This is a genomic window from Variovorax ureilyticus (genome assembly GCF_037889935.1).
Taxonomy (GTDB): Bacteria; Pseudomonadota; Gammaproteobacteria; order Burkholderiales; family Burkholderiaceae_C; genus Variovorax; species Variovorax ureilyticus.
This window is the reverse complement of sequence record NZ_JBBKZU010000015.1, coordinates 73255-93301: the sequence shown is the minus strand read 5'-3', so window position 1 is coordinate 93301 and position 20047 is coordinate 73255. Positions and strand designations below refer to the sequence as shown.

General features: G+C 66.7%; 19 protein-coding genes. 8 read left to right on the top strand and 11 right to left on the bottom strand.

The annotated features are described in order from the left end of the window. Positions 1 to 7 precede the first annotated feature (7 nt). From WKW77_RS27590 to WKW77_RS27580, 3 genes are all read left to right on the top strand, one after another. Complete coding sequence (locus WKW77_RS27590) at positions 8 to 724, top strand: lipoyl protein ligase domain-containing protein (protein WP_340360090.1); 717 nt, start codon at positions 8 to 10, stop codon at positions 722 to 724. A gap of 42 nt (positions 725 to 766) precedes the next feature. Beyond that, entirely contained in the window at positions 767 to 1078 is a 312-nt protein-coding gene (locus WKW77_RS27585) for an MTH1187 family thiamine-binding protein (protein WP_340360089.1), read from the top strand. 91 nt (positions 1079 to 1169) lie between these two features. Further along, on the top strand, positions 1170 to 3110 hold the full coding sequence (locus tag WKW77_RS27580) for a sigma-54-dependent Fis family transcriptional regulator (protein ID WP_340360088.1): 1941 nt from the start codon (positions 1170 to 1172) through the stop codon (positions 3108 to 3110). A gap of 539 nt (positions 3111 to 3649) precedes the next feature. Here WKW77_RS27580 and WKW77_RS27575 read toward each other — a convergent pair. Beyond that, the gene (locus WKW77_RS27575) at positions 3650 to 4816 is read right to left on the bottom strand and encodes a helix-turn-helix transcriptional regulator (RefSeq protein WP_340360087.1); all 1167 of its coding nucleotides are present in this window, start codon (positions 4814 to 4816) and stop codon (positions 3650 to 3652) included. A gap of 258 nt (positions 4817 to 5074) precedes the next feature. On the opposite strand from WKW77_RS27575, the gene WKW77_RS27570 reads away from it, so the two are divergent. Further along, the gene (locus WKW77_RS27570) at positions 5075 to 5872 is read left to right on the top strand and encodes a helix-turn-helix transcriptional regulator (RefSeq protein WP_340360086.1); all 798 of its coding nucleotides are present in this window, start codon (positions 5075 to 5077) and stop codon (positions 5870 to 5872) included. Positions 5873 to 6084: 212 nt separating this feature from the next. On the opposite strand, the gene WKW77_RS27565 is transcribed toward WKW77_RS27570, so the two are convergent. From WKW77_RS27565 to WKW77_RS27520, 10 genes are all read right to left on the bottom strand, one after another. Next, on the bottom strand, positions 6085 to 7311 hold the full coding sequence (locus WKW77_RS27565; protein ID WP_340360085.1) for a pyridoxal-phosphate-dependent aminotransferase family protein: 1227 nt from the start codon (positions 7309 to 7311) through the stop codon (positions 6085 to 6087). A gap of 32 nt (positions 7312 to 7343) precedes the next feature. Beyond that, on the bottom strand, positions 7344 to 8114 hold the full coding sequence (locus WKW77_RS27560; protein WP_340360084.1) for a fumarylacetoacetate hydrolase family protein: 771 nt from the start codon (positions 8112 to 8114) through the stop codon (positions 7344 to 7346). A 30-nt stretch (positions 8115 to 8144) separates the two neighbouring features. Continuing rightward, on the bottom strand, positions 8145 to 8891 hold the full coding sequence (locus WKW77_RS27555; protein ID WP_340360083.1) for a 2-keto-4-pentenoate hydratase: 747 nt from the start codon (positions 8889 to 8891) through the stop codon (positions 8145 to 8147). A 14-nt stretch (positions 8892 to 8905) separates the two neighbouring features. Beyond that, the gene (locus tag WKW77_RS27550; RefSeq protein WP_340360082.1) at positions 8906 to 10279 is read right to left on the bottom strand and encodes an amidase; all 1374 of its coding nucleotides are present in this window, start codon (positions 10277 to 10279) and stop codon (positions 8906 to 8908) included. 6 nt (positions 10280 to 10285) lie between these two features. After that, positions 10286 to 11326, bottom strand: coding sequence for a TRAP transporter substrate-binding protein (locus WKW77_RS27545; protein ID WP_340360081.1), 1041 nt, complete (start codon positions 11324 to 11326; stop codon positions 10286 to 10288). Positions 11327 to 11370: 44 nt separating this feature from the next. Then, the gene (locus WKW77_RS27540; protein WP_340360080.1) at positions 11371 to 12678 is read right to left on the bottom strand and encodes a TRAP transporter large permease; all 1308 of its coding nucleotides are present in this window, start codon (positions 12676 to 12678) and stop codon (positions 11371 to 11373) included. After that, entirely contained in the window at positions 12675 to 13319 is a 645-nt protein-coding gene (locus tag WKW77_RS27535) for a TRAP transporter small permease subunit (protein ID WP_340360079.1), read from the bottom strand. The genes WKW77_RS27540 and WKW77_RS27535 overlap by 4 nt, the downstream gene beginning before the upstream one ends. A 145-nt stretch (positions 13320 to 13464) precedes the next feature. Then, positions 13465 to 14292 (bottom strand): IclR family transcriptional regulator, encoded by an 828-nt coding sequence (locus WKW77_RS27530; RefSeq protein WP_340360078.1) that lies wholly within the window; start codon positions 14290 to 14292, stop codon positions 13465 to 13467. A 326-nt stretch (positions 14293 to 14618) separates the two neighbouring features. Continuing rightward, on the bottom strand, positions 14619 to 15704 hold the full coding sequence (locus WKW77_RS27525) for an extracellular catalytic domain type 1 short-chain-length polyhydroxyalkanoate depolymerase (RefSeq protein ID WP_340360077.1): 1086 nt from the start codon (positions 15702 to 15704) through the stop codon (positions 14619 to 14621). Between the two features lie 13 nt (positions 15705 to 15717). Beyond that, entirely contained in the window at positions 15718 to 16146 is a 429-nt protein-coding gene (locus WKW77_RS27520; protein WP_340360076.1) for a CopG family transcriptional regulator, read from the bottom strand. A 252-nt stretch (positions 16147 to 16398) separates the two neighbouring features. Here WKW77_RS27520 and WKW77_RS27515 point away from each other — a divergent pair, with 252 nt between their 5' ends. From WKW77_RS27515 to WKW77_RS27500, 4 genes are all read left to right on the top strand, one after another. Further along, positions 16399 to 16752 (top strand): hypothetical protein, encoded by a 354-nt coding sequence (locus tag WKW77_RS27515; RefSeq protein WP_340360075.1) that lies wholly within the window; start codon positions 16399 to 16401, stop codon positions 16750 to 16752. 75 nt (positions 16753 to 16827) lie between these two features. After that, complete coding sequence (locus tag WKW77_RS27510) at positions 16828 to 18243, top strand: hypothetical protein (RefSeq protein WP_340360074.1); 1416 nt, start codon at positions 16828 to 16830, stop codon at positions 18241 to 18243. Positions 18244 to 18268: 25 nt separating this feature from the next. Further along, positions 18269 to 19189 carry a metal ABC transporter substrate-binding protein gene (locus WKW77_RS27505; RefSeq protein WP_340360073.1) on the top strand — a complete coding sequence of 307 codons (921 nt, stop codon included), beginning with the start codon at positions 18269 to 18271 and terminating at the stop codon, positions 19187 to 19189. Beyond that, a complete protein-coding gene (locus WKW77_RS27500; RefSeq protein ID WP_340360072.1) occupies positions 19186 to 19971 on the top strand; it encodes a metal ABC transporter permease in 786 nt (261 codons plus the stop codon). Before WKW77_RS27505 ends, WKW77_RS27500 begins: the two co-directional genes overlap by 4 nt. Positions 19972 to 20047 lie beyond the last annotated feature (76 nt).

Genomic DNA, 20047 nt, shown 5'->3' with positions numbered 1-20047 from the left:
TCGCCACATGTTGCCGCGCTTTGCCATGCTCGAACACCATGTCAGTCCATTGGCTGACGGTATCGCCGCCGAGCGCGGCTGGGCGCAGGCGGCAGCCGCGGGGGCGGGGCCGCAGGCGCATCTGTGGCAAGGCGAGCCGGGCTGGGCGGTGCCGGCCACCTACGCGCGCGCGCCGGGCTGGGCCGACTGGCAGGCGCGCTGCGCGCAGGCCGGCACGCCGGTGCACGTCCGTTCGTCGGGCGGCGGCCTGGTGCCCCAGGGACCGGGCCTCTGGAACCTGAGCCTGCTGTGGCGCACGGCGCAGTCCGAACCGGTGCAGGCCGACGCGGTCTACCGCGACCTGTGCGCGCTGCTGGAACGCACGCTGGCGGCGCTGGGCGTGGCTGCATCGCCGCAGCCGGTGGAGGGCTCGTTCTGCGATGGCCGCTACAACCTCGCCGCCGGTGGCCGCAAGCTCGTGGGCACCGCGCAGGCATGGCGGCGCGTGGAAGGCGTACCGGTCGTTCTGGCGCATGCCGTGATCGTGCTGGACGCGGATCCGGCCGCTCTCACCGTCGCCACCAACGCCTTCGAGGAAGGACTGGGTCAGGTGCGCCGCTACCGCGAGGATGCGCTGACCAGCGTCGCGGTCGAAGCGATGCGGGCCGGGCAAGCGCCTGCCGCCGACTGGGCCGGCCGGCTGGCCGGGGCGCTGCGCCTGCATGGGCTGGACGGCGCCACGTGAAGAAACGCTAGAGAAGCAAGAGACGCAACAAAAGGAAGATCCATGGTTCTGCTCGAATTCCAGATCTCGCCGCGTGCCGACGGCGACAGTGTCAGCGCCTACGTGGCTCAGGTCATCGACATCATCGACAGGAGCGGCCTGCCCTACCAGCTCACGCCCATGGGCACCATCGTCGAGGGCGAATGGGACGAGAGCTTCGCTCTCGTGAAGGCCTGCTTCGATCATCTGCGCCAGGCCGGCTGCACACGCATCGGCCTGAACCTCAAGGTCGACTGGCGCGACGGACCGGCCGGACGGCTGCTGGCCAAGACCGCAAAGGTCGAGCAATTGCTCGGACGCAAGCTGCGCACCTGATCCTGCACGGGGTTTATATTGGCCAACCCCCGGGGCCAGGGGGCGATCCCGGCGCGTGCCCACGGCAGGTGCCCACAGCAGGAGACAGCGCATGCACACAGCGCAGAGCGAGCACATCCATGAGGTGATCCGGCTGATCGACCCGCGCACGGGCATCGCCGGGCCGGATATCGACCCGCTCATCCGGGAAAGCTGGTCGCGCTGCGTGCACCAGCACAAACTGGACCCCACGCGCATGCAGGAAGCCATCATCCTGCCCTCGCAACGGATTCGCGAACACCGCGAGCGCATCGAGGAATTCCTTTCCATCGCGCGCCACGGGCTCGAAGCCATCCACCAACAGGTGGGCAACCTGGGCTATTGCGTGCTGCTGGCCGACGCGCGCGGCGTGACGGTGGACTACCTGGGCGACCTGCGGCTCGACCCGGACCTGCGCCGCACCGGCCTGTACCTGGGCAGCGACTGGAACGAGCACCTCGCCGGCACGTGCGCCATTGGCACAGCCATTGCCACGGGCCAGGCCCTCGTCGTGCACCAGACCGACCACTTCGATGCCACCCACATCCCGCTGACCTGCACCGCGGCGCCGATCTACGACCCGCTGGGCCGCCTCACTGCGGTGCTCGACATCTCGGCACTCACTTCGCCGCAGGCCAAGAACAGCCAGTATTTGGCGCTTCAGCTCGTCAAGCTGTACGCGCACCGGGTCGAGAGCGCGAACTTCCTGCGCTGGTTCCGCAGCGAGTGGGTGCTCAAGCTTCATCCCTCGCCGGAGTTCGTGGAGATCAGCCCCGACTACCTCGTCGCGCTGGACGCGGGCGGCCGCGTGGTGGGCCACAACCGCGCGGCCCAGCTGCTGCTGGAGGCGGCCCACGGCAGCTGCGTGCTGGGCCTTTCCTTCGAGCAGCTGTTCGAGCTGCGCCTCGATGACCTGGGCCGGTATCTGCGTGCCATGCCGGGCGAGCGCCGCGCCGTGGTGCTGCGCGGCGGCACGCGACTGTTCCTGCACGCCATCGCGCCGCCCAGCCGCGTGGTGGCGCCGACGGCCGACGCCATCGCCCTGCCCTCGCCGCTGGCCGCGTTGAGCGGCGGCGATGCGGCACTCGACCAGCAACTGCAACGCGCAGCGCGACTGGCGGAGACGGAGGTCAGCGTCCTGGTCACCGGCGAGACCGGCAGCGGCAAGGAATACCTCGCGCGCGCACTGCATGCGGCCAGCCCGCGGCGCGACCAGCCGTTCGTGGCCGTGAACTGCGCGGCGATTCCCGAAACGCTCATCGAGAGCGAGCTGTTCGGCCACCTGCCCGGCGCCTTCAGCGGCGCCGCTCCCAAAGGCAAGCGCGGCCTCGTGCAGGAGGCCGATGGCGGCACCCTGTTCCTGGACGAGATCGGCGACATGCCGCTGGCCATGCAGGCGCGCCTGCTGCGCGTGCTCGCCGAGCGCGAAGTGCTGCCCATTGGCGCCACCCGTGCCGTCAAGGTCGACGTGCGGGTGCTGGCCGCCACGCACGCCGACCTCCCGGCGCGCGTGCGCGAGGGACGCTTTCGGGAAGACCTGTATTACCGCCTGGCGGGCGCACACCTCACGCTGCCCCCGCTGCGCCGGCGCCGCGACCTGGGCTGGCTCATCGGCCGCTTTCTCGACACGCCGGCCGATGCATGCCAACTGGACCCTGCCGCCGAGCAGCGTCTGCTGGCCTATGCGTGGCCTGGCAACCTGCGCGAGTTGCGCAACGCGCTGGACTTTGCGCGGGCCATGGCGGGCCACGGCGGCACCATCGGCCTGTCCGAACTTCCCGAGAGCATCCTGGCCGCCACTTCCCCAGCTGCCTTGGAAGCCGTGGAGACGACAGCCACGTCGGGCGACAGCGCGAGCCCGGTCGGCCGCCCGCAATCGCCCGAAGCGATGTTGCTGCTGCAGTACCTCCGTGCATCGCGCTGGAACATCAGCGCGGTGGCCCATCAGATGGGCTTGGCACGCATGACGATCTACAGGCGCATGCGACGCTGGGGAATCCAGCCGCCGAACTGAAGGTCGATGAAGGCAATGTTCCTGCGTGCCGGATGGCGGGGAACACTGGATCTGGCGCTCCGACCACCATGCGCCGGCATCGTTGCTTCGGATGACGCATGAACCTCATCGCATCTCTAGCCTTTCGAGTCAGTCGGACTGAGAGGGGAATCGAGATGACGGCGCACATCGGAAGTGGGTTCGAAGTCGCAACGACGCGAGGTCAGCGGGTGCGCCAATGATGCAACTGCATCCCACGGACTGCCTGGGCTACGCGGCGTCGGCGGCGGTGCTCGCGACCTTCGCCCTGCGCGAGATGCGGGCGCTTCGCCTGATGGCAATCGGCAGCAACGTCCTGTTCGTGTGGTATGCGCACCGGATCGGCTTGGGGCCGGTGCTGCTGCTCCATTCGATGCTGTTGCCTTTGAACGCACTGCGGCTCTACCAGGCGATGCGGTCGAGCGCGTGCGCGCCCCCGTCCGCGGGCCGGCGGCCGACGCGCCATAGCCGCTTCAGGCGCGGCGCCGCTCATTGCCCTGTCAACGGGAATGCCGGTGGCGTCAATTCGCATGTGCCGCCACACGCACCGGTGGCGTGGAGCGATGGAGCAGGCTCAGCAAATCCGACTGCCGCGTCGTGCCCGTCTTTGAAAAGATTCGCTGAAGGTGGGTGCGAACCGTCGGCTCGCTGATGCCGAGCATCGCTGCGGACTCCATGCCGCCCAGGCCCTGGGAGAGGGCCAGCAGCACCCGAAGCTCTCCGCCGGTCAGGCCATGCAGGCGGGCGAAGGCTTCGCCCGGCATGAGCGGGACCTGGACGGGGTCCTGCATGAAGATCGCAACCGATGCGGCGAAGGGCGCCAGGATGCCGCTTCGCTCGCCGTTCTCGATGGGCAGCAGGGTGGCGACGTAGCCGCAGCCGACGCCCACGCCGGCGCCATCCGGGATGGCCACGGAAGGCGATTTCCAGGACGGGTCGGCCACGCTGCGCATCGCAGCGTCCATAGCCTGCGCAAGCGCTGCACGCGCTGTGGGATTCACCGCAGACAGGCGCTGATGATCCAGCCGGATCGACCGGCCTGCGCGGACCTGACCTTCGGCGGCCGCGTTCATGTAGACCACATGGCCATCGCGGGCCGTGAGGAAGACACCCGCCGAGAGCCCGTCCAGCGTCTTCTCGAGCATTTCCGAATGGAGCGCGCGAATGTCGAGCGCGTCGGAGATCGCCAGCGCCCGGCAGACATGCGGCGACAGCAGCCTGAACAGCTGAAGGTCATGCTGCTGGTAGAAGGGCCTTTCCCTGCTACGCGATGCATGCAACGATGCCATGCGCCTGCCGGTCCGCAAGGCCGGAAACCAGACCATGTCTGCCAGATCGAACGGTTGCAGCACCTCGCGGTAGAAGCGGCTTTCGATCAGTTGCCGAGGCTCCCTGGACAGCGAGTTCACGTCGCCGACGTTGGAGACGACATCCGCGGCGGCCATCGGACTCTCGGCGTACTGGCTGCCCAGCTTCTCCAGAAATTCCGGCGAGTAGCCGAATACGAACAGCTGATCGTTTTGCACCTGCTGCAGGTCGTGAACGCAGATGCCGCCGCCCGTGCTCGCGCACAGGTCGGCGACCATCCGGCAGGTTGCCGGCCATCGCTCCGGCGCCAGGGCGCAGTCGTAGATCGCTCCGATCACGTCGGAAAGTTGCCGGGCGGTCACGCCTTCCAGGTCGATCATGTCGAAGTCCTTTCTTCTCTCGGGTGTGCAGGTTCGTCGTTGCTTCCCGGATGCTTCAGGGCCCGCCGCCCGAGCTTGCGAACGCCTCGCATGACAGCGGCGCTGGCGAACCCCAAGGCGTCCTCGTCGACCCCTGGATTCCGCACTGAATATCGTGCGCGGCGACGCGGCTGGGTACTACCTCGATAGGTGGCCCCATGTCCCTTGTGTCCCTTATGCTTGCCCGAGCGATCCGCACACACTTCTTTCGGGGACGACATGCACCAACCGACGGATTCAACCGATCTGCACCATGAGGACGCCTATGCAATGTGGGACCGACTTGCCGAGTTCTCGGCGGGCGAGGGCGATGCGGCGCTGAACTTTCTTCTGGCCACGCTGTGTGCCATGTTTGCGGCGCGCAACGTCCTCTGGGCCGTGGTCGTGCGACTGCCGTCGGCCACCCCGACCGATGCCTTGCTTGGTTGGCGCCCGCGCCTCGTGCGGCTCTTGCATCCGATCCCTGCTGTTGCAGCGTCAGTGCAGGAGCAATTCGACGGGCTCTGGTCTCCCAAAGTGGACGTGTCGCAGATTCTTGCGGTTTCAGGCGATGAGCCGTTTCGCACCCGCCTGCTTTTCCAGACGCTGCCGCCTGAATGGTTCGAGGGCGAACACTATAGGCGCCACTACCTGAACGTCGGACACGCCGACAGCATGTCGATGCGCTGCTCGCTCAATGACGATGTGAGGATTCACCTGTTCGTATTCCGGGACGCGCAGGCGCCCCGCTTCTCCGCACTGGACAGCCGCCAACTGGGTTTCGTGATGCGCGGCCTGCGCTGGTTCTACCGCCAGCAGTTGCTCAGCCACGGCCTGCTCATTGCGAATGCGCCCCTCACAGCGGCCGAGCGAAAGGTGCTACTGGAGATGCTCGACGGGCACACCGAAAAGCAGATCGCCCAGAAGCTCGACCAAAGTCCGAATACCACGCACTTCCACGTCAAGTCGATCTACGCCAAGTTCGGCGTGGGCAACCGCTCGGCGCTGGCGGCGCTCTGGCTGGGGAAGCTTCGCTAGGTTCGCCTCCCCGGGCCGACGGAGAAATCTTGGCCAGAAAAAGCCCGCCGACCCCCACTGGGGAGGGAGGGCAGTCTACGGAATCCAGCCTTCTGGATCAACACTTTAGGCCAATGGCTAGCTCCTCCGGGGGATGCTTTCGAGGTCGGCCTCATCGCTTCCGACAGCGAGCGGGAGATTCTTCTGGACGCGATTCCAGCCTCTGCCCCAGATCACCTTGCATTGGCGACCGGACTGCCCGCAAAGTAATCCATGGCTGCCAGCACGCCGCTACCGGCCAGCGATACGCCAGCCAGCCTGAAGCCCATCTCAACACCCGTCAGCGCCGCCATCAGCGTGAGGTCGTTGCAATCGCCCAGGTGCCCGATCCGGAACATGCGGCCCTTCAGCTTGCCGAGCCCGGCGCCGAGCGAAAGATCGAAGTGCTCGTGGATCAGCCTGCGCAGCGCATCGGCATCGACCCCTTGGGGCGTGATGACCCCCGTCAATACCGGCGAATGCAGCCGCTCATCCGCGCATTGCGTTGGCAGGCCCCAGGCGCGCACAGCCGTGCGAACGCCCTCGCCCCAACGCTGGTGGCGCGCAAACACCGCCGGCAACCCTTGCTCCAGCACCATGTCGAGCGATTCGCTGAGGCCGTAGAGCAGGTTCGTGCTCGGCGTGTAGGGCCAGTAGCCGCCTTTGTTCATCTCGACGATCTCGTCCCACGCCCAGAAGGCCTTGGGCAGGCGTGCCGTCCTGCTGACCTCCATGGCCTTCGGGGACAGCGCGTTGAAGCTGATGCCCGGCGGCAGCATGAGGCCCTTCTGCGAGCCGCTGACCGTTACGTCAACGCCCCACTCGTCATGGCGGTAGTCGGCACTGGCGAGGCCGGAGATGGTGTCGACCATCAGCAAGGCCGGGTGGCCTGCCGAATCGATCGCGCGCCGAACCGCCGCGATGTCGGAGGTCACGCCGGTGGAAGTCTCGTTGTGCACCACGCATACCGCCTTGATGCGATGCGCGGCATCTTTTCGCAGGCGCTCCTCGATCAGATCGGCCTGCACGCCATGGCGCCAGCTCCGCGGCAACCCTGTCTCGTCGGTGCCCGGCAATGCGAGGAACTCGGGCTCCAGGCCGAGCCGCTGCGCCATCTTCTGCCACAACGTCGCGAAGTGGCCGGTCTCGAACATCAGCACGTTGTCGCCGGGGCTCATCACGTTGACAAGCGCGGCTTCCCACGCGCCGGTCCCCGACGCGGGGTAGATCACCACCGGATGCCGTGTCCGGAACACCTCCTGCAAACCGCTGATCACCTTCTTGCCGAGCGTCGCGAACTCGGGCCCGCGATGATCGATGGTGGGCAGGCTGATTGCCCGGAGGATGCGGTCGGGCACGGGGCTGGGTCCGGGGATCTGCAGGAAATGGCGGCCGCTGGGATGGTTGTCGAGAGCGATCATTTTTGTCTCCGTCCTTCGTTTCAATCAGGGGTTTACAACTGCACCGACGCATGGCCGATGCCCGGAAATTCAGCGACGACGAGGTCACCCTCGGCCGCATTCAGGATGCCTACCCACGTGCCGGTGGTCACCACCGTGCCGGCCGCAATGCGGCCGCCGCGGCGTGTGGCATGACGCAGCCATGCGGGCAGCAGGTATGCAGGGTCGCCGAGCGAGTGACTGCCGCGGCGCTCGACTGGCGCTTGCGTGCCGATGCGCACTGCGCAGGTTTGCGCACTCCAGTCGCGCGCGACAAACGGAACCCAGTGGCCCAGCACCAGCGCACCGTGCGACTGCAGGTCGGCCAGCTTGCACAGTGCAGGCGCATCAAGCGCCTCCCGCCAGCGCGAATCGACGATTTCTATCGAGACGGCCATCGCATCGACGAGGGCCAGCGCGCTTCGCGTATCCAGTGTCGATGCAAGCGCTTGATCGACCTCGCGTCCCACCCGGAGGGCGACTTCGGCCTCGATTCCACGAAGGTGGAACGGCCACCCGCCGGTGCGGGCGGGACTCGTCCACACACCTTCGGGCGGCAATGGCGCGCAGGTCAGTTCCGCGTCGCGCGACGGTCCCCCAGCTTTCCAGTAGCGCGGCGGCGAGTTCGCGAACCAGCCGATTTCTTCGGCAACGCGTTGCTGCACTGCATAAGCATCACCGGCGTCGCGGAGCGCATCGGCCAGCGGCGCGGCGAGGGCCACGGTGTTGTCGCGGCGCGCACGGATCAGTGCCTCGACGACAACGTCGATCCTTGAAGTGTCCATGTCGATTTCCTTTGGTCGGGTTCGATGCGCTCAGAAGAAGAGGCTCAGCGGCGCGAGACCTGCCACTTCCACGTGCACGGCCGTGCCTTGCGATGCGAACAGCATTCCGGTGCACGAGCCGGTCGTGACGATCTGGCCGGCCTGCAACCCCGAGCCACGCGTCATGCAATGGTTGGCAAGCCACACCAGCAGCCCGCCGACATCCGGGTGCGCATGCTCGCCAATCGTGTGCGCGACGATCTGATCGTCAAAGCGCATCACGACCTCCGTCTGCTTCAGGTCGAACCATCCGGCGTCGAACGCCTCGGGCTCCCCTAGCACCAGGCCACCATGGCACAGCAAGTCGGCAAGGAGCGCCACGGGGGCGGCATCGAGCCAGTCGGCGAGGCGGGTTTCAGCCACTTCGATCACTGGCAGTACCGATGCGATCGCTCGCGCCACCTCGTCGCGCGTGTACGGCCACGCGCGTGGCGGCAAGTCGGATCCAAGGCGGAATGCGACCTCCGCTTCGGTTCCAAGCAAGTGCCATCCGCAGCCGTTGAGCGCAGATCCGCCGGGCACCAGACCTGCGGCCGGCAGCGGAGCACATTCCGGCTCCTTACCCGCTCCCGCCCCGCAGACCTTCCATCCTCCGATCGGGCCGATCTCAGCCAGGGTCGCGTCCTGGATCGCATAGGCCTCGTCACGGCTGCGCAGCTGAAGCTGCGTCGACAACACGCGCCGGCCATCGCGCCGCGCTCGGCCCAACGCCTGCGCAGCAGTGACCTCGGCCGCCACGGGCGCGGACATCGTCAAAGGTCGGGGAAGCGCTGCCATGGATGGGCTTGCTCGATCGATTGGGCCAGCGCGAGTAGCGCGTCGTCCGCGCCTTCACGCGCGACCAGTTGCATGCCGACCGGCATCCCGCCCGCGAAGCCGCAGGGCAGCGCAATAGCGGGCAAGCCCGCGGCGTTGGCGAACCCGGCAAACACTGCGTGGCCTCGTGGCCCCACCGCGCGTCCATCGATGCGCGGCGGGTGAGTTTCGTTCGCGGGCCACGGCAATGCAGCGGCCGCCGGTGTCAGTAGGAAGTCGTACCGGTCGAACAGTCCCGACAGCCCGGTGCGCAGCCGCTCCGCCTCGAACAGCAGGTCGAAAAGGTCCGTTGCAATGGCCTTGCGGCCGGTTTCGGAATTGGCCTGCATCATCGGGCCGATCAACGACGGGTCGAAGGGCCGGCCCGGCAACTCTTGCGGATGGGCAACGAGCCACGCCAGCCCCACCTGCGCCAGCAGCGACCAGCGCTCGTTGACTGCCTCGGCCATGTCGAAGTCTTGTGCCGTCGTGACCTCGTGCCCCATTTCCGCCAGCTTGCGCGCGGCCGCTTCGGTCAACGCCGCGATCTGCGGATCGACCGGATGACGACCGAACCGCGGGATGAAGAGAACGCGGGCACGCGGCGCACTCCACTCCTCCATCGGGCCCCGCCCGATCACCCGCATGACCGAAGCCACATCGGCCACGCTGCGTGCAATCGGCCCTGCCACCTCGAAGTCGAGGAATATCGGCGGCAGCCCTTCGCCGCGCGGCACGCGCCCACGCGACGGCTTGAAGCCGACCAGGTTGGTGTGCGAAGCAGGCCTGCGGATCGAGCCGCCACCATCGGTGCCCAGCGCTATCGGACATCCTCCCGCGGCCACCAGTGCCACTGCCCCGCCGGACGAACCGCCCGGCGTGAGCGCCGGGTTCCAGGGATTGCCGGTGGGACCGAATACCGGGTTGTCGGTGTAGCCCTGCATCGTGAACTCGGGCACGTTGGTCTTGCCGAAGATCACCGCACCCGCCTCGCGCAAACGGGCCACCGGCATTTCGTCGCGCTCCGCCACGAAGCCGGCCAGCGCGCGACTGCCCCAGTGGGTCGGCAGGCCGCGCACCTGCAGGTTGTCCTTGATCGTGATCGGCACGCCGTCCAGCGCACTCAATGCGCGTCCTTCGCGCCACCGGAGACCGCTCTGCTCCGCGGCGTGCATGGCACCCACCGCGTCCAGCGCGACCAGCGCGTTCAGGCAGGGGTCGACGGCGTCGCTGCGCAGCATGCACGCTCGCAGCGCGTCGCTCGGCGTGAAAGCGGCGTCGCGAAAACCTGAAGCGAGTTCCGTCGCGGAAAGTTGCCAGAGCGCTTGCATCTCGGGCTACTTGAGGCCGACCACCGGACCGACGACCTGCTTCCAGGTCGCCGAGCATTTTTCATAGGACTTGTCGCACAGCTCGCTCCATGTCGGAAACGACACGGTCGCCAGTGCCTCGCGAACCATCTGCTCGTCGGCAGCCTTGACCGGGACGTCCTTCATTGCAAACTTCTTTACCGTCTTGCAGGGCTCCTTGCCGACGTTGCAGCGCGATGCATCGTCGAACAACTCCTTCGAATAGGCCCACACCTCGGTCTCGAACTTCCTGAACGCGGCTGTCAACTTCGCCTGTTGGTCGGGCGTCATCGCGTTCCACTTGGACAGGTTGATAGCGTAGGCGTTGAGAGCGATCTGGAAGCCGATCGGCATGAAATGCGTCGTCACTTCCGGCCAGCCCGCGGAGTTGGCCGAACTCGGGCCCGTGATGGCGCAGTCGGTCACGCCCCGCTCCAGGGCCTGCTGCGTCTCCCCGAAGGGGATCGTGACCGGAATGCCGCCGAGCTTCTCGATGAACTTCGCGAGCGACTGGTCGTACACGCGCACCTTGCGCCCTTTCAGGTCCGCCAGTCCGTTGATCTGCACCTTGCAGAACACAACCTGCGGACCGAAGGGATAGATGCCCAGCAGCTTGCCGCCATGGCGCTCCTGCAGGCGCTTGTCGAAGGCGTCGCGGTAGGCATCGACGACCTTGCGTGCGACCTCGTAGTCGGTCGACAGGCCCACGATGTCGGGGCCGAGGAAGAACGGCTCGTCACGCGAGACCTGCGCGAGGCGCAGAGTGACCACATCGAAGAGGCCCGACTTCAGCACGCGCAGGCCGTCGGCATCCTTGACACCCAGCACGTCCATCGGCTTGTAGTCGGCATCGATGGGCAATCCCGTGTTCTTCGCGAAGTTCTCGAAGAAGGGCTGCTCCTTGGTCTGCTGGATCAGGCCGGTGGCCACCAGATTACCGGCTACCCGCAGCTTGGCGTTGTCCGCATGGGCAGGAAGAACCAACGCGAGGGTTGCTGCGAGCAGCGGGAGAACGAACTTCAGTTTCATGCCTGACTCCTTGAATAGAGAACCGGAAAAAAGATGCGGTGCCTTCATTTGCCGAACATCAGGTTGGGCAAGTAGGTGGCGATCGAGGGGTTGTGGATCAGGATCGCGGTCATCACGATCATTGCGGCGAAGAAGGGCAAGGTGCCCTGGAACACGTCGTTGATGGAGCCTTCGGCGCGCACGCCCTGGATCACGTAGAGCGTCATGCCGATGGGCGGGCTGATCAGCGAGATCTCGCACATCAGCACCATGAACACGCCGAAGAAGACCGGGTCGATGCCCGCCGCCTGGATGATGGGAAATACCACCGGCAGCGTGCCGACCAGCATCGGCATCGTCTCGAGCGCGATGCCGAGCACGAGATACAGGACCGCCAGCATCCACAGCAGCATGACAGGCGAGACATCGGCCGACTTGATGAGACTGGCCAGCGCCTGCGGCACGCCCAGCATCGACAGCACGAAGTTCAGGTACAGCGCCGCCACCAGGATCAGCGCGGTCATCGCAGTGAGCCGCATGGTCGAGCGGAAGCACTCGTGCAGCATCGCGATGTTCAGCTTGCCGTAGGCCGCTGCGATCGGCAGGCAGACGATCACGCCCAGCGCCGCGCTTTCCGTGACGGTGGCCCAGCCCGTGTAGATGCCGCCCATCACCACCGCGAATACGGCCAGAGGACCCAGCAGGTGCACGGAGTGGCGCAGCTTCTCGCCCAGCGCGGTGCTGCCCTCGCGGGCGCCTGCCACCGCGGGCCGCCAGACGCAGATCGCCAGGATGGTGAGCAGGAACAGGACCGTCATGATCGCGCCCGGCAGGATGCCGGCCATGTACAGCCGCGCCGCCGAGGTGTTGGTCATCGAGCCGTAGATGATGAAAGCCACGCCCGGCGGAATCAGGTTGCCCAGGCTCGCGCCGGCAGCGATGGTGCCAAGCACCATGCGTTGGTCGTACTTGCGGTTCTTGAAGGCCGGCAGCGCCACCGTCGAGATCGTTGCTGCGGTTGCCACAGACGATCCCGACACGGCGGAGAACAATGCCGATGCGCCGATGTTGGTGTGCAGCAGTCCGCCCGGCATGCGGTTGAGCCATTGGCCGAGAGACTGGTACATCTTGTCGGTGGCGCCGCCGCGCATCAGGATCTCCCCGAGCAGGATGTACAGCGGAATCGACAGCAGCAGGTAGTCCTCGCCCGCCGCCCACAATTGCTCACCCACCGCGTTGATGGCCGGCATGCCGAAGTGCATCAGCGCGCCGAGCAGGCCGACCACCAGCATCGTCGTCGCGACATGGAAGCCCAGGAACATCAGGCCCAGCATGATCGCCAGACCCACGAGGATTTCGAAGGGTCCGATCATGACGCGGCTCCGGTAGCACCCATGGGCGCGGTTGGCGATACCGCCGCCGGCGTCTTCAACTGGACTTCAGTTTCGGCCTCGATCTCTTCCTCGATCGTCTGCGGACCAAAGCGCTCGTTGAGTTCTCCCAAGCGTCCCCTGCAGAACAGGCGCAGCGCATCCAGCGCCGCCCAGGCCGCGACCAGCGCGAACATCAGGTACCCGCACAGCCAGATCGCCTGGGGAATCCACATCGGCGTGGCGAGCGGCGTGGCTGCCGTGCTTCGCAACTCGATGCTCTCCACCACCACGTTGTAGCCGCGCCAGAGGCACATCAGTGCCAGGGCCGCCAGGCTCACCATGGCGAGCATGTTCAGCGCCGCGCGCGCCCTGACCGAGAAGCGCGAGAGCAGGAAGTCGACCCTCGTGTGGCTGCGCGTGATGAGCGTGTAGGCGAAACCGAATGCGCCGACGATGCCGTAGGTGTACGAGCCGATCTCGTCGATGCCCTGCAGGCTGAACGAGAACAACTTGCGGCCGAGCATCTCGACGCAGGTCATGACGGACAGCGCGATCAGCCACCAGCCGCAGGCGATCACGGTCCAGTCGCAAACCCGCGCGAGCGCTCGGCTCACGTCATGGCGGGGGAGCAATGTTTTCATGGTTTTGTTTGCCAGGAGTGCGGTTGAAGTGCACCCATTGGAGCGCGCACCCGGCGCGGGCTGCGGACTATTCCGCTTCGCGGGAACGCGATCAAAACCGCTTGTTAATCAAGGGCTTGGCGCTGTGCGCCAGTGGAAGACGGGGCTAGTGAGCGCGGCCGCCGTAGGCCGCCGTGATCTCATCCGCGGCGGCGCGCACCGCGGTGCCGATCTGTGCGAAATCAGAACTCCTGATGCGCTGCGTCGGACCGACAAGCGAGATCGCGCCGAAGGGCCGGCCATGCTCGTCGCGGATGGCAGCGGCAATGCATCGCAAGCCCACCGCGTTCTGCTCGTCATCGATCGCATGGCCCGCGCGGCGCACCTCGCTAAGGGTCTCATGCAGGCGCGATGCGCGCGCGATCGTGTTGTTGGTGAGCTTCGGCAGGCCGTAGGTGCGCAGGTACTGCAGCACGTCGTCCTCTGCCATGGCCGCCAGGATCGACTGCCCCATGGCGGTGCCATGCAGTGGTGCACGAAAGCCGGGCTTGCCGATGGCGCGCATCGTTTCTCGGCTTTCGACCTGCGTGACGAAAACGATATCCCCAAGATCGGCAATGCCGAGATTGATGCTCTCACCCGTGGTGTCGCGCAGCCGGCGCAAGACGGGCAGCGCGAGGTGCGCAATTCGGCGGCGGCGTCCGAACGCGGCCCCTACCGAGAAACAGCGAACGCCAACGTACCAGAGGTTGGTCTCGCGATCGAACTGCACGAACTGGCGCTGCTCCAGCGTCGTGAGCAGCCGATGCGCTGTGGACGACGACAGTCCGCTGTGCGCCGCGATGTCCACCAGCCGGTAGCCTTCGTCATCCTCGGCCAGGAGTTCGAGCAGTTGCATGGCGCGCGTGAGCGACTGCACCGTGCTGTCGCCGTCACGGTCGATACGGGTGACTTTGGTTGTCTTGCTGGGCGTGCGCGGCGAGGTGGCGGTCATGGCGAGCCTTATGCAAATTGCGCGCCATCGACTTGACCGAGTGGCACGCGCTGCGGTCGTAGATGGTCGACGATGAGTAGGATGTCAATCAGAGCGTTTACACCGATGTCGACATCTTTTCAAAGCCGCCGCGACTCACTAGGGGAGGTCGCCAGTGGGGCGACCCAGCCACTCTGAACGCGCAGTTCCATATCCTGGGTGGGCGCTGATCCGATCTGATCGAAGCTCGGGCCGCGTGCCTCCGATCAAGCCCCGCGTCCGCTGGGACGGCGGAACAGACGGAAATCGCGTTCGACGCGTCTGAGCAACGTCAATGACGGAGCCCTTCAATGAAGCCGGCCGTGGGGATGCTCCAGGAAGAAGCGCACCATCTCGGCACTCGCATCCGGTCCACGCGGATCGGTATACGTCCCTGCGGAACTGCCGCCGGACCATGCGTGCGATGCCCCGTGTACGAGCCAGTGCTCTGCCAGGACGCGTCCGTCTGCGGCGATGTGGACTCGCCGCGTCGTCGGCCGTTTGCCGCCACCTGCCAGACGCTCGAGGTGAACTGATTCCGCACCGGCGGCACTGGCGGCAATCACGTGTTCTCCGTTCTTCGCGTGAACCGTCGAGTCGGCATCACCATGAAACACGATGGTCGGGATGGCGGTGCCGCGGCCAACCTTCGGACTCGCCCCGGACTGCATGGCGCTCAAAGCACCGGGCAGATCGCTCGCGGCGCCCGCTGCCAATCCGGAATGAACGCCGACGGCCGCAAAGATGTCCGGGTAGGCGTCCCCAAGAATTGCAGCCATCGCACCGCCCGCAGACAACCCGGCAACGTACACGCGTCGTGGATCGATTGCATGCAGTCCGATCACCTCCCTGGTCATCTGCGCCAGCAGTTCGGGCTCGCCCCGGCCGCGCTGCTGATGGTTGTGCTTGAACCAGTTCCAGCAGCCCTGTGGATTCGCGCGGCGAGATTGCGCGGGGTACAGCACATAGAAGCCTTGCTCGCGTGCAAGCTGATTCATTGCGGTCCCGGCGGCGAAGTCATCCGGGTTCTGGGTGCACCCGTGAAGCATCACGATCAGCGGCAGCCTCGCATTGCCATCCTGCGCGGGGGCGAACAGCTTGTAATCGCGTTGGGCGGAGGCATTGGCAAAGGTCCCGGCCAGAAAAGCTTCAGTTGAGCCATCGATGCCGCGATCGATGGGCATCGGCGGTCGTTCGGTCTCGATCGACGCGGGCTCTGCATCGGGCAACTCCCTTGCCTCCACGTCGATGACGGTCGAGGGAGCACCGAGCGAACCGTCGCCAGAAGTCTGGTGTGCCAATGCCTCACGGATGGCTGCGGTTGCAGCGTGCACATCACCAAGGCGGGTCAAGCGTGTCGCTTCGGCCATGCGGCGGAGGAAGTCGCTGTTCATTTGGGGCGATTGGTTAAGGGGTTCGGATGCGGCCCTTGAGAGCCGCCTTGACCGCGGGCGATGCATGGAATGCTCCGAGCACCATGACGGATTCGATCGTGGCCTGAGCCAGTGCAGGCGTCACGTCTGAGGCGATCGTTGCCAACCCCAGGACGCGGATCTGCAATGTCTGGCCGGCAGCCTTGGCCGCGCGCAGATCATCCGCCGTGAAATGCTGAATCCCGAGCACCAGGGCCTTGCGCGACACGACGTTGCGGACCATGTCGGCCTGAACGGCGAGCTGATTACGGATCGCTGTGCGGATGAGATCCGTGCGATTGGCGTAGAAGCCCTCCTGAACGAGCAGGTCGATCTGGCCCAGGTCCACGCACCCGATGTTGATCGTGATCTTCTCGTCTGCGGGCTTCGACGAAGCGGCGAGGGTTGCACTTTTTCTTGGCATGAAGGCATCTTATAAACATCCACTTGGATGGCAAGAAGAAGAAATAGGGAGGCCTTCCTAGCCGTGACGGTTTTCTCTCCCTCAATGCGCCATCGGTGTAGGACTCCAGTCCTGCCTTCGACGAAAACGGCCAATGCCCCCTGCTCTTGGTTGCAAAGTCCTAGTCGCCGGAGCACTGGCGCTTCTCCCGCGCCACCCCACCCGATGTCACAGCCGCGAATTACTAGCGTTACGATCTACAGCAGTTTCGCCATGGCAGCCCCCCGCACCACAAGCCCTTCGACGCGCCGCTTCGCGTGGCTGCTGTGGGTCATGCTGCTGCTTCCTGTGGCGCAAGTCGCCGCCCTATGGCACGGCGTGTCGCATGTGGCGCCAACGGCCCAGCAAGGCGCGCCTACGCCCAACGAGCCGCTGTCGCAGGCCGGCCATTGCGACCTCTGCCTGCTGGCGGCCACCATCCATGGCGGCGCGCTGCCAAGCGCGCCGATCCCGCTCCTGCATCCGACCGTTCGGCACGAAGCGCCGCTCGTCGCATTCGTCGCCGGATGGCCGGGGTCACCCGCGCTTCCCTACCGCAGCCGCGCGCCGCCCGCTTCCTCGCTCTGACCCGTTGACTCCACGCCCGCCCGCGCGCAGCGCCAGGCGGGCGCCCTCCAACGTTCCTGCGAGGAGCCTCCGCTCATGCAACACCTTTCCCGGGCCGGTCTCGTGCTGGCCCTGGCCATGCCGCTCGGCGCCCTGGCCGATCCTTCGTCCTCCGATGTCGACGCGCTTCGGCGGGAGATCCAGTCCATGCGCGCCGACTACGAAGCGCGCATGCAGGCGCTCGAACAGCGCGTGAAGGCGGCCGAAGCCGCAGCGGCGCAGGCGACTGCTTCGGCCACCGCCAGCGCCGCCACCGCGGCTGCGCCGGTCACCCCGCCGCCTCCAGCGGGCGATCCGGCCGCGGCGGCCGTCGCGTCCACCGGCGGCGGCGCGAGCGCCTTCAATCCTGCCCTGTCGCTGATCCTCTCAGGCGGCTACACCCGCACCTCACAGGATCCCGCCAAGTACGCGATCACCGGCTTCCCGCTGCCACCGGACGCGCAGATCGGCCCCGGCACACGCGGGTTCAGCCTCTCGGAATCGGAGCTGGGTTTCTCGGCCAGCATCGACCCGTGGCTGCGCGGCGCAGCCAGCATCGCGCTGGAGCCGGACAACTCGGTGTCGGTGGAAGAAGCCTTCATCCAGACGACCTCGCTGGGCAACGGGCTGTCGCTCAAGGCGGGCCGCTTCTTCTCGGGTATCGGCTATCTCAACGCGCAGCATGCCCACACCTGGGACTTCGTCGACAACCCGCTCGCCTACCAGGCGATGCTCGGCACGCAGTACGGCGATGACGGCCTGCAGCTCACCTGGATCGCGCCGATCGACCACTACATCGAACTCGGCGCCGAGATCGGCCGGGGCCTCACCTTTCCGGGCAGCGATTCGAGCAGCAACGGCGCAGGCATGACCGCCCTCACGCTGCACACCGGCGGCGACATCGGCGACAGCAGCAACTGGCGCGCGGGCGTCTCGGTGCTCAATGCCAAGGCGAACAACCAGACCCTGGTCTCGACGAACGCGGCGGGCGTCACGGTCAACGACATCTTCAACGGCGACACCCGCGTGTGGGTGCTCGACGGCGTGTGGAAATGGGCTCCCAACGGCAACGCCACGCGGACCAACTTCAAGCTGCAGGGCGAGTACCTGCACAGCACACGCAACGGCAACCTGCTCTATGACGTCGGCGGCATCGATGCCTTCGGGGACTATCGCGTGGCGCAGTCGGGCTGGTACGTGCAAGGCGTCTACCAGTTCATGCCGCGCTGGCGCGTCGGCGTGCGCACCGAACAGCTCGACCCCGGCACGCCGAGCTTTGGGCTGGCGTCCACGGCGCTCTTCAACGACTACCGTCCGCGCAAGAACTCGGTGATGGTGGAGTTCAACCCGAGCGAGTTCTCGCGCATCCGGCTGCAGTTCGCGCAGGACCGGGCGCGCGAAGGATTCGTCGACAACCAGATCACCCTGCAGTACCAGATGAGCTTGGGTGCCCACGGCGCCCATAGCTATTGATCACTCCACGAACGAGGACCACACCATGAAGAACCGCTCTCTCCTTCCCCTCATCGCCCTGGCCGCGCCCCTGATGCTGCTGGCCGCGCCCGCGCAGGCCGCATTGCGCGTCTTCGCCTGCGAGCCCGAATGGGGTGCGCTGGCACAGGAACTCGGCGGCAATCTCGTCGACGTCTCGGTCGCCACCAACGCGCTGCAGGACCCGCACCAGATCCAGGCCAAGCCGAGCCTGATCGCCCGCGCGCGCAGCGCGGACCTCGTGGTCTGCACCGGCGCAGAACTGGAGATCGGCTGGCTGCCGGTGCTGCTGCAGCAGTCTGGCAACGCGAAGGTGCAGCCCGGCCAGCCCGGCAACTTCGCGGCGGCGGACTTCGTGCGCAAGCTCGAAGTGCCAACCCAGGTCGACCGCTCGCAAGGCGACGTGCATGCGGCCGGCAATCCGCACATCCAGACCGATCCGCGCAACATCGCGCTGGTCGCCACTGCGCTCGGCAAGCGGCTGCAGCAGGTCGATCCGGCCAACGCCGCCGAGTACGCGAAGCGCGGCGCAGACTTCAGCCAGCGCTGGCAGCAGGCGATGGCGCGCTGGAGCACGCAGGGCGCGCCGCTCAAAGGCGCGCCGGTGGTCTCGCAGCACAACGGCTTCGTCTATCTCTATGACTGGCTCGGCATGAAGGAGGTCGCGGTGCTCGAACCCAAGCCCGGCGTCGAGCCCACGGCTTCGCATCTCCAGGAGGTACAGGCGACGCTCAAGGGCACCCCCGCGAAGATGGTGATCTACGGTGCCTACCAGGACTCGCGGCCTTCCGACTGGCTCACCAAGAACGCAGGCACCCCGGCCGTGAAGCTGCCCTTCACCGTGGGAGGCACCGACGGCGCGAAGGATCTGTTCGGCCTCTTCGACGACACGCTCGCGCGGCTGCTCGGCGCCGGGACGAAGTCGTGAGCTGGAGCGCGCTCGACGCGGGCATCCTCGGCCCGGCGCTGATCGCCGGCCTGCTGGTGCTGGCCACGCATGTGCCGCTGGGCATGCAGGTGCTGGACCGCGGCATCGTGTTCATCGACCTCGCGATCGCGCAGATCGCCGGCCTCGGCGTGATCGCCGGCGATGCCGTCGGCCTGCCCGAGGGCGGCGTCGCGGTGCAGGCGGCGGCCGTCACCGCGGCGTTGCTCGGCGCATGGTTGCTGACGTGGACCGAGCGCCGCGCGCCACAGCAGCAGGAAGCATTGATCGGCGTGATGTTCATCCTCGCGGCCTGCGCGGGCATCCTGCTGCTTGCGAGCAATCCGCATGGCGGCGAGCATCTGAAGGACCTGCTGGTCGGGCAGATCCTGTGGGTCAACAGGACGCAACTGCTGTGGCTCGGCGGCATCTCGGTCGTGCTGCTGCTCGCGATGCGGCTCGGATGGATCGAGCGACTGGGCCGCTTCGGCTTCTACGCGGCCTTCGCGCTCGCGGTGACGGCCTCCGTGCAACTCGTCGGTGTCTACCTCGTGTTCTCCAGCCTCATCATCCCGGCACTCGGCACACGGGCGCACGGCGGGGCGCGACGCCTGCGCATCGCGTATGCGGTAGGCGCGCTGGGCTACGCACTCGGGCTCGCGCTGTCGGCGTTATTCGATCTGCCCTCGGGCGCGGTGATCGTCTGGACCCTCGCGGCCTGCGCGTTTGCCGGGGCGCTCCTGATACGGCCGCGCCTCGAACGAGCGACGACACGATCTGCTTGAAAGGCGCGATAAAGCGGCCCGGTGCCAGGTCCTATTCCACGAACTCGGGCTGCGCGATGCCGACGCCCAGCCCCCC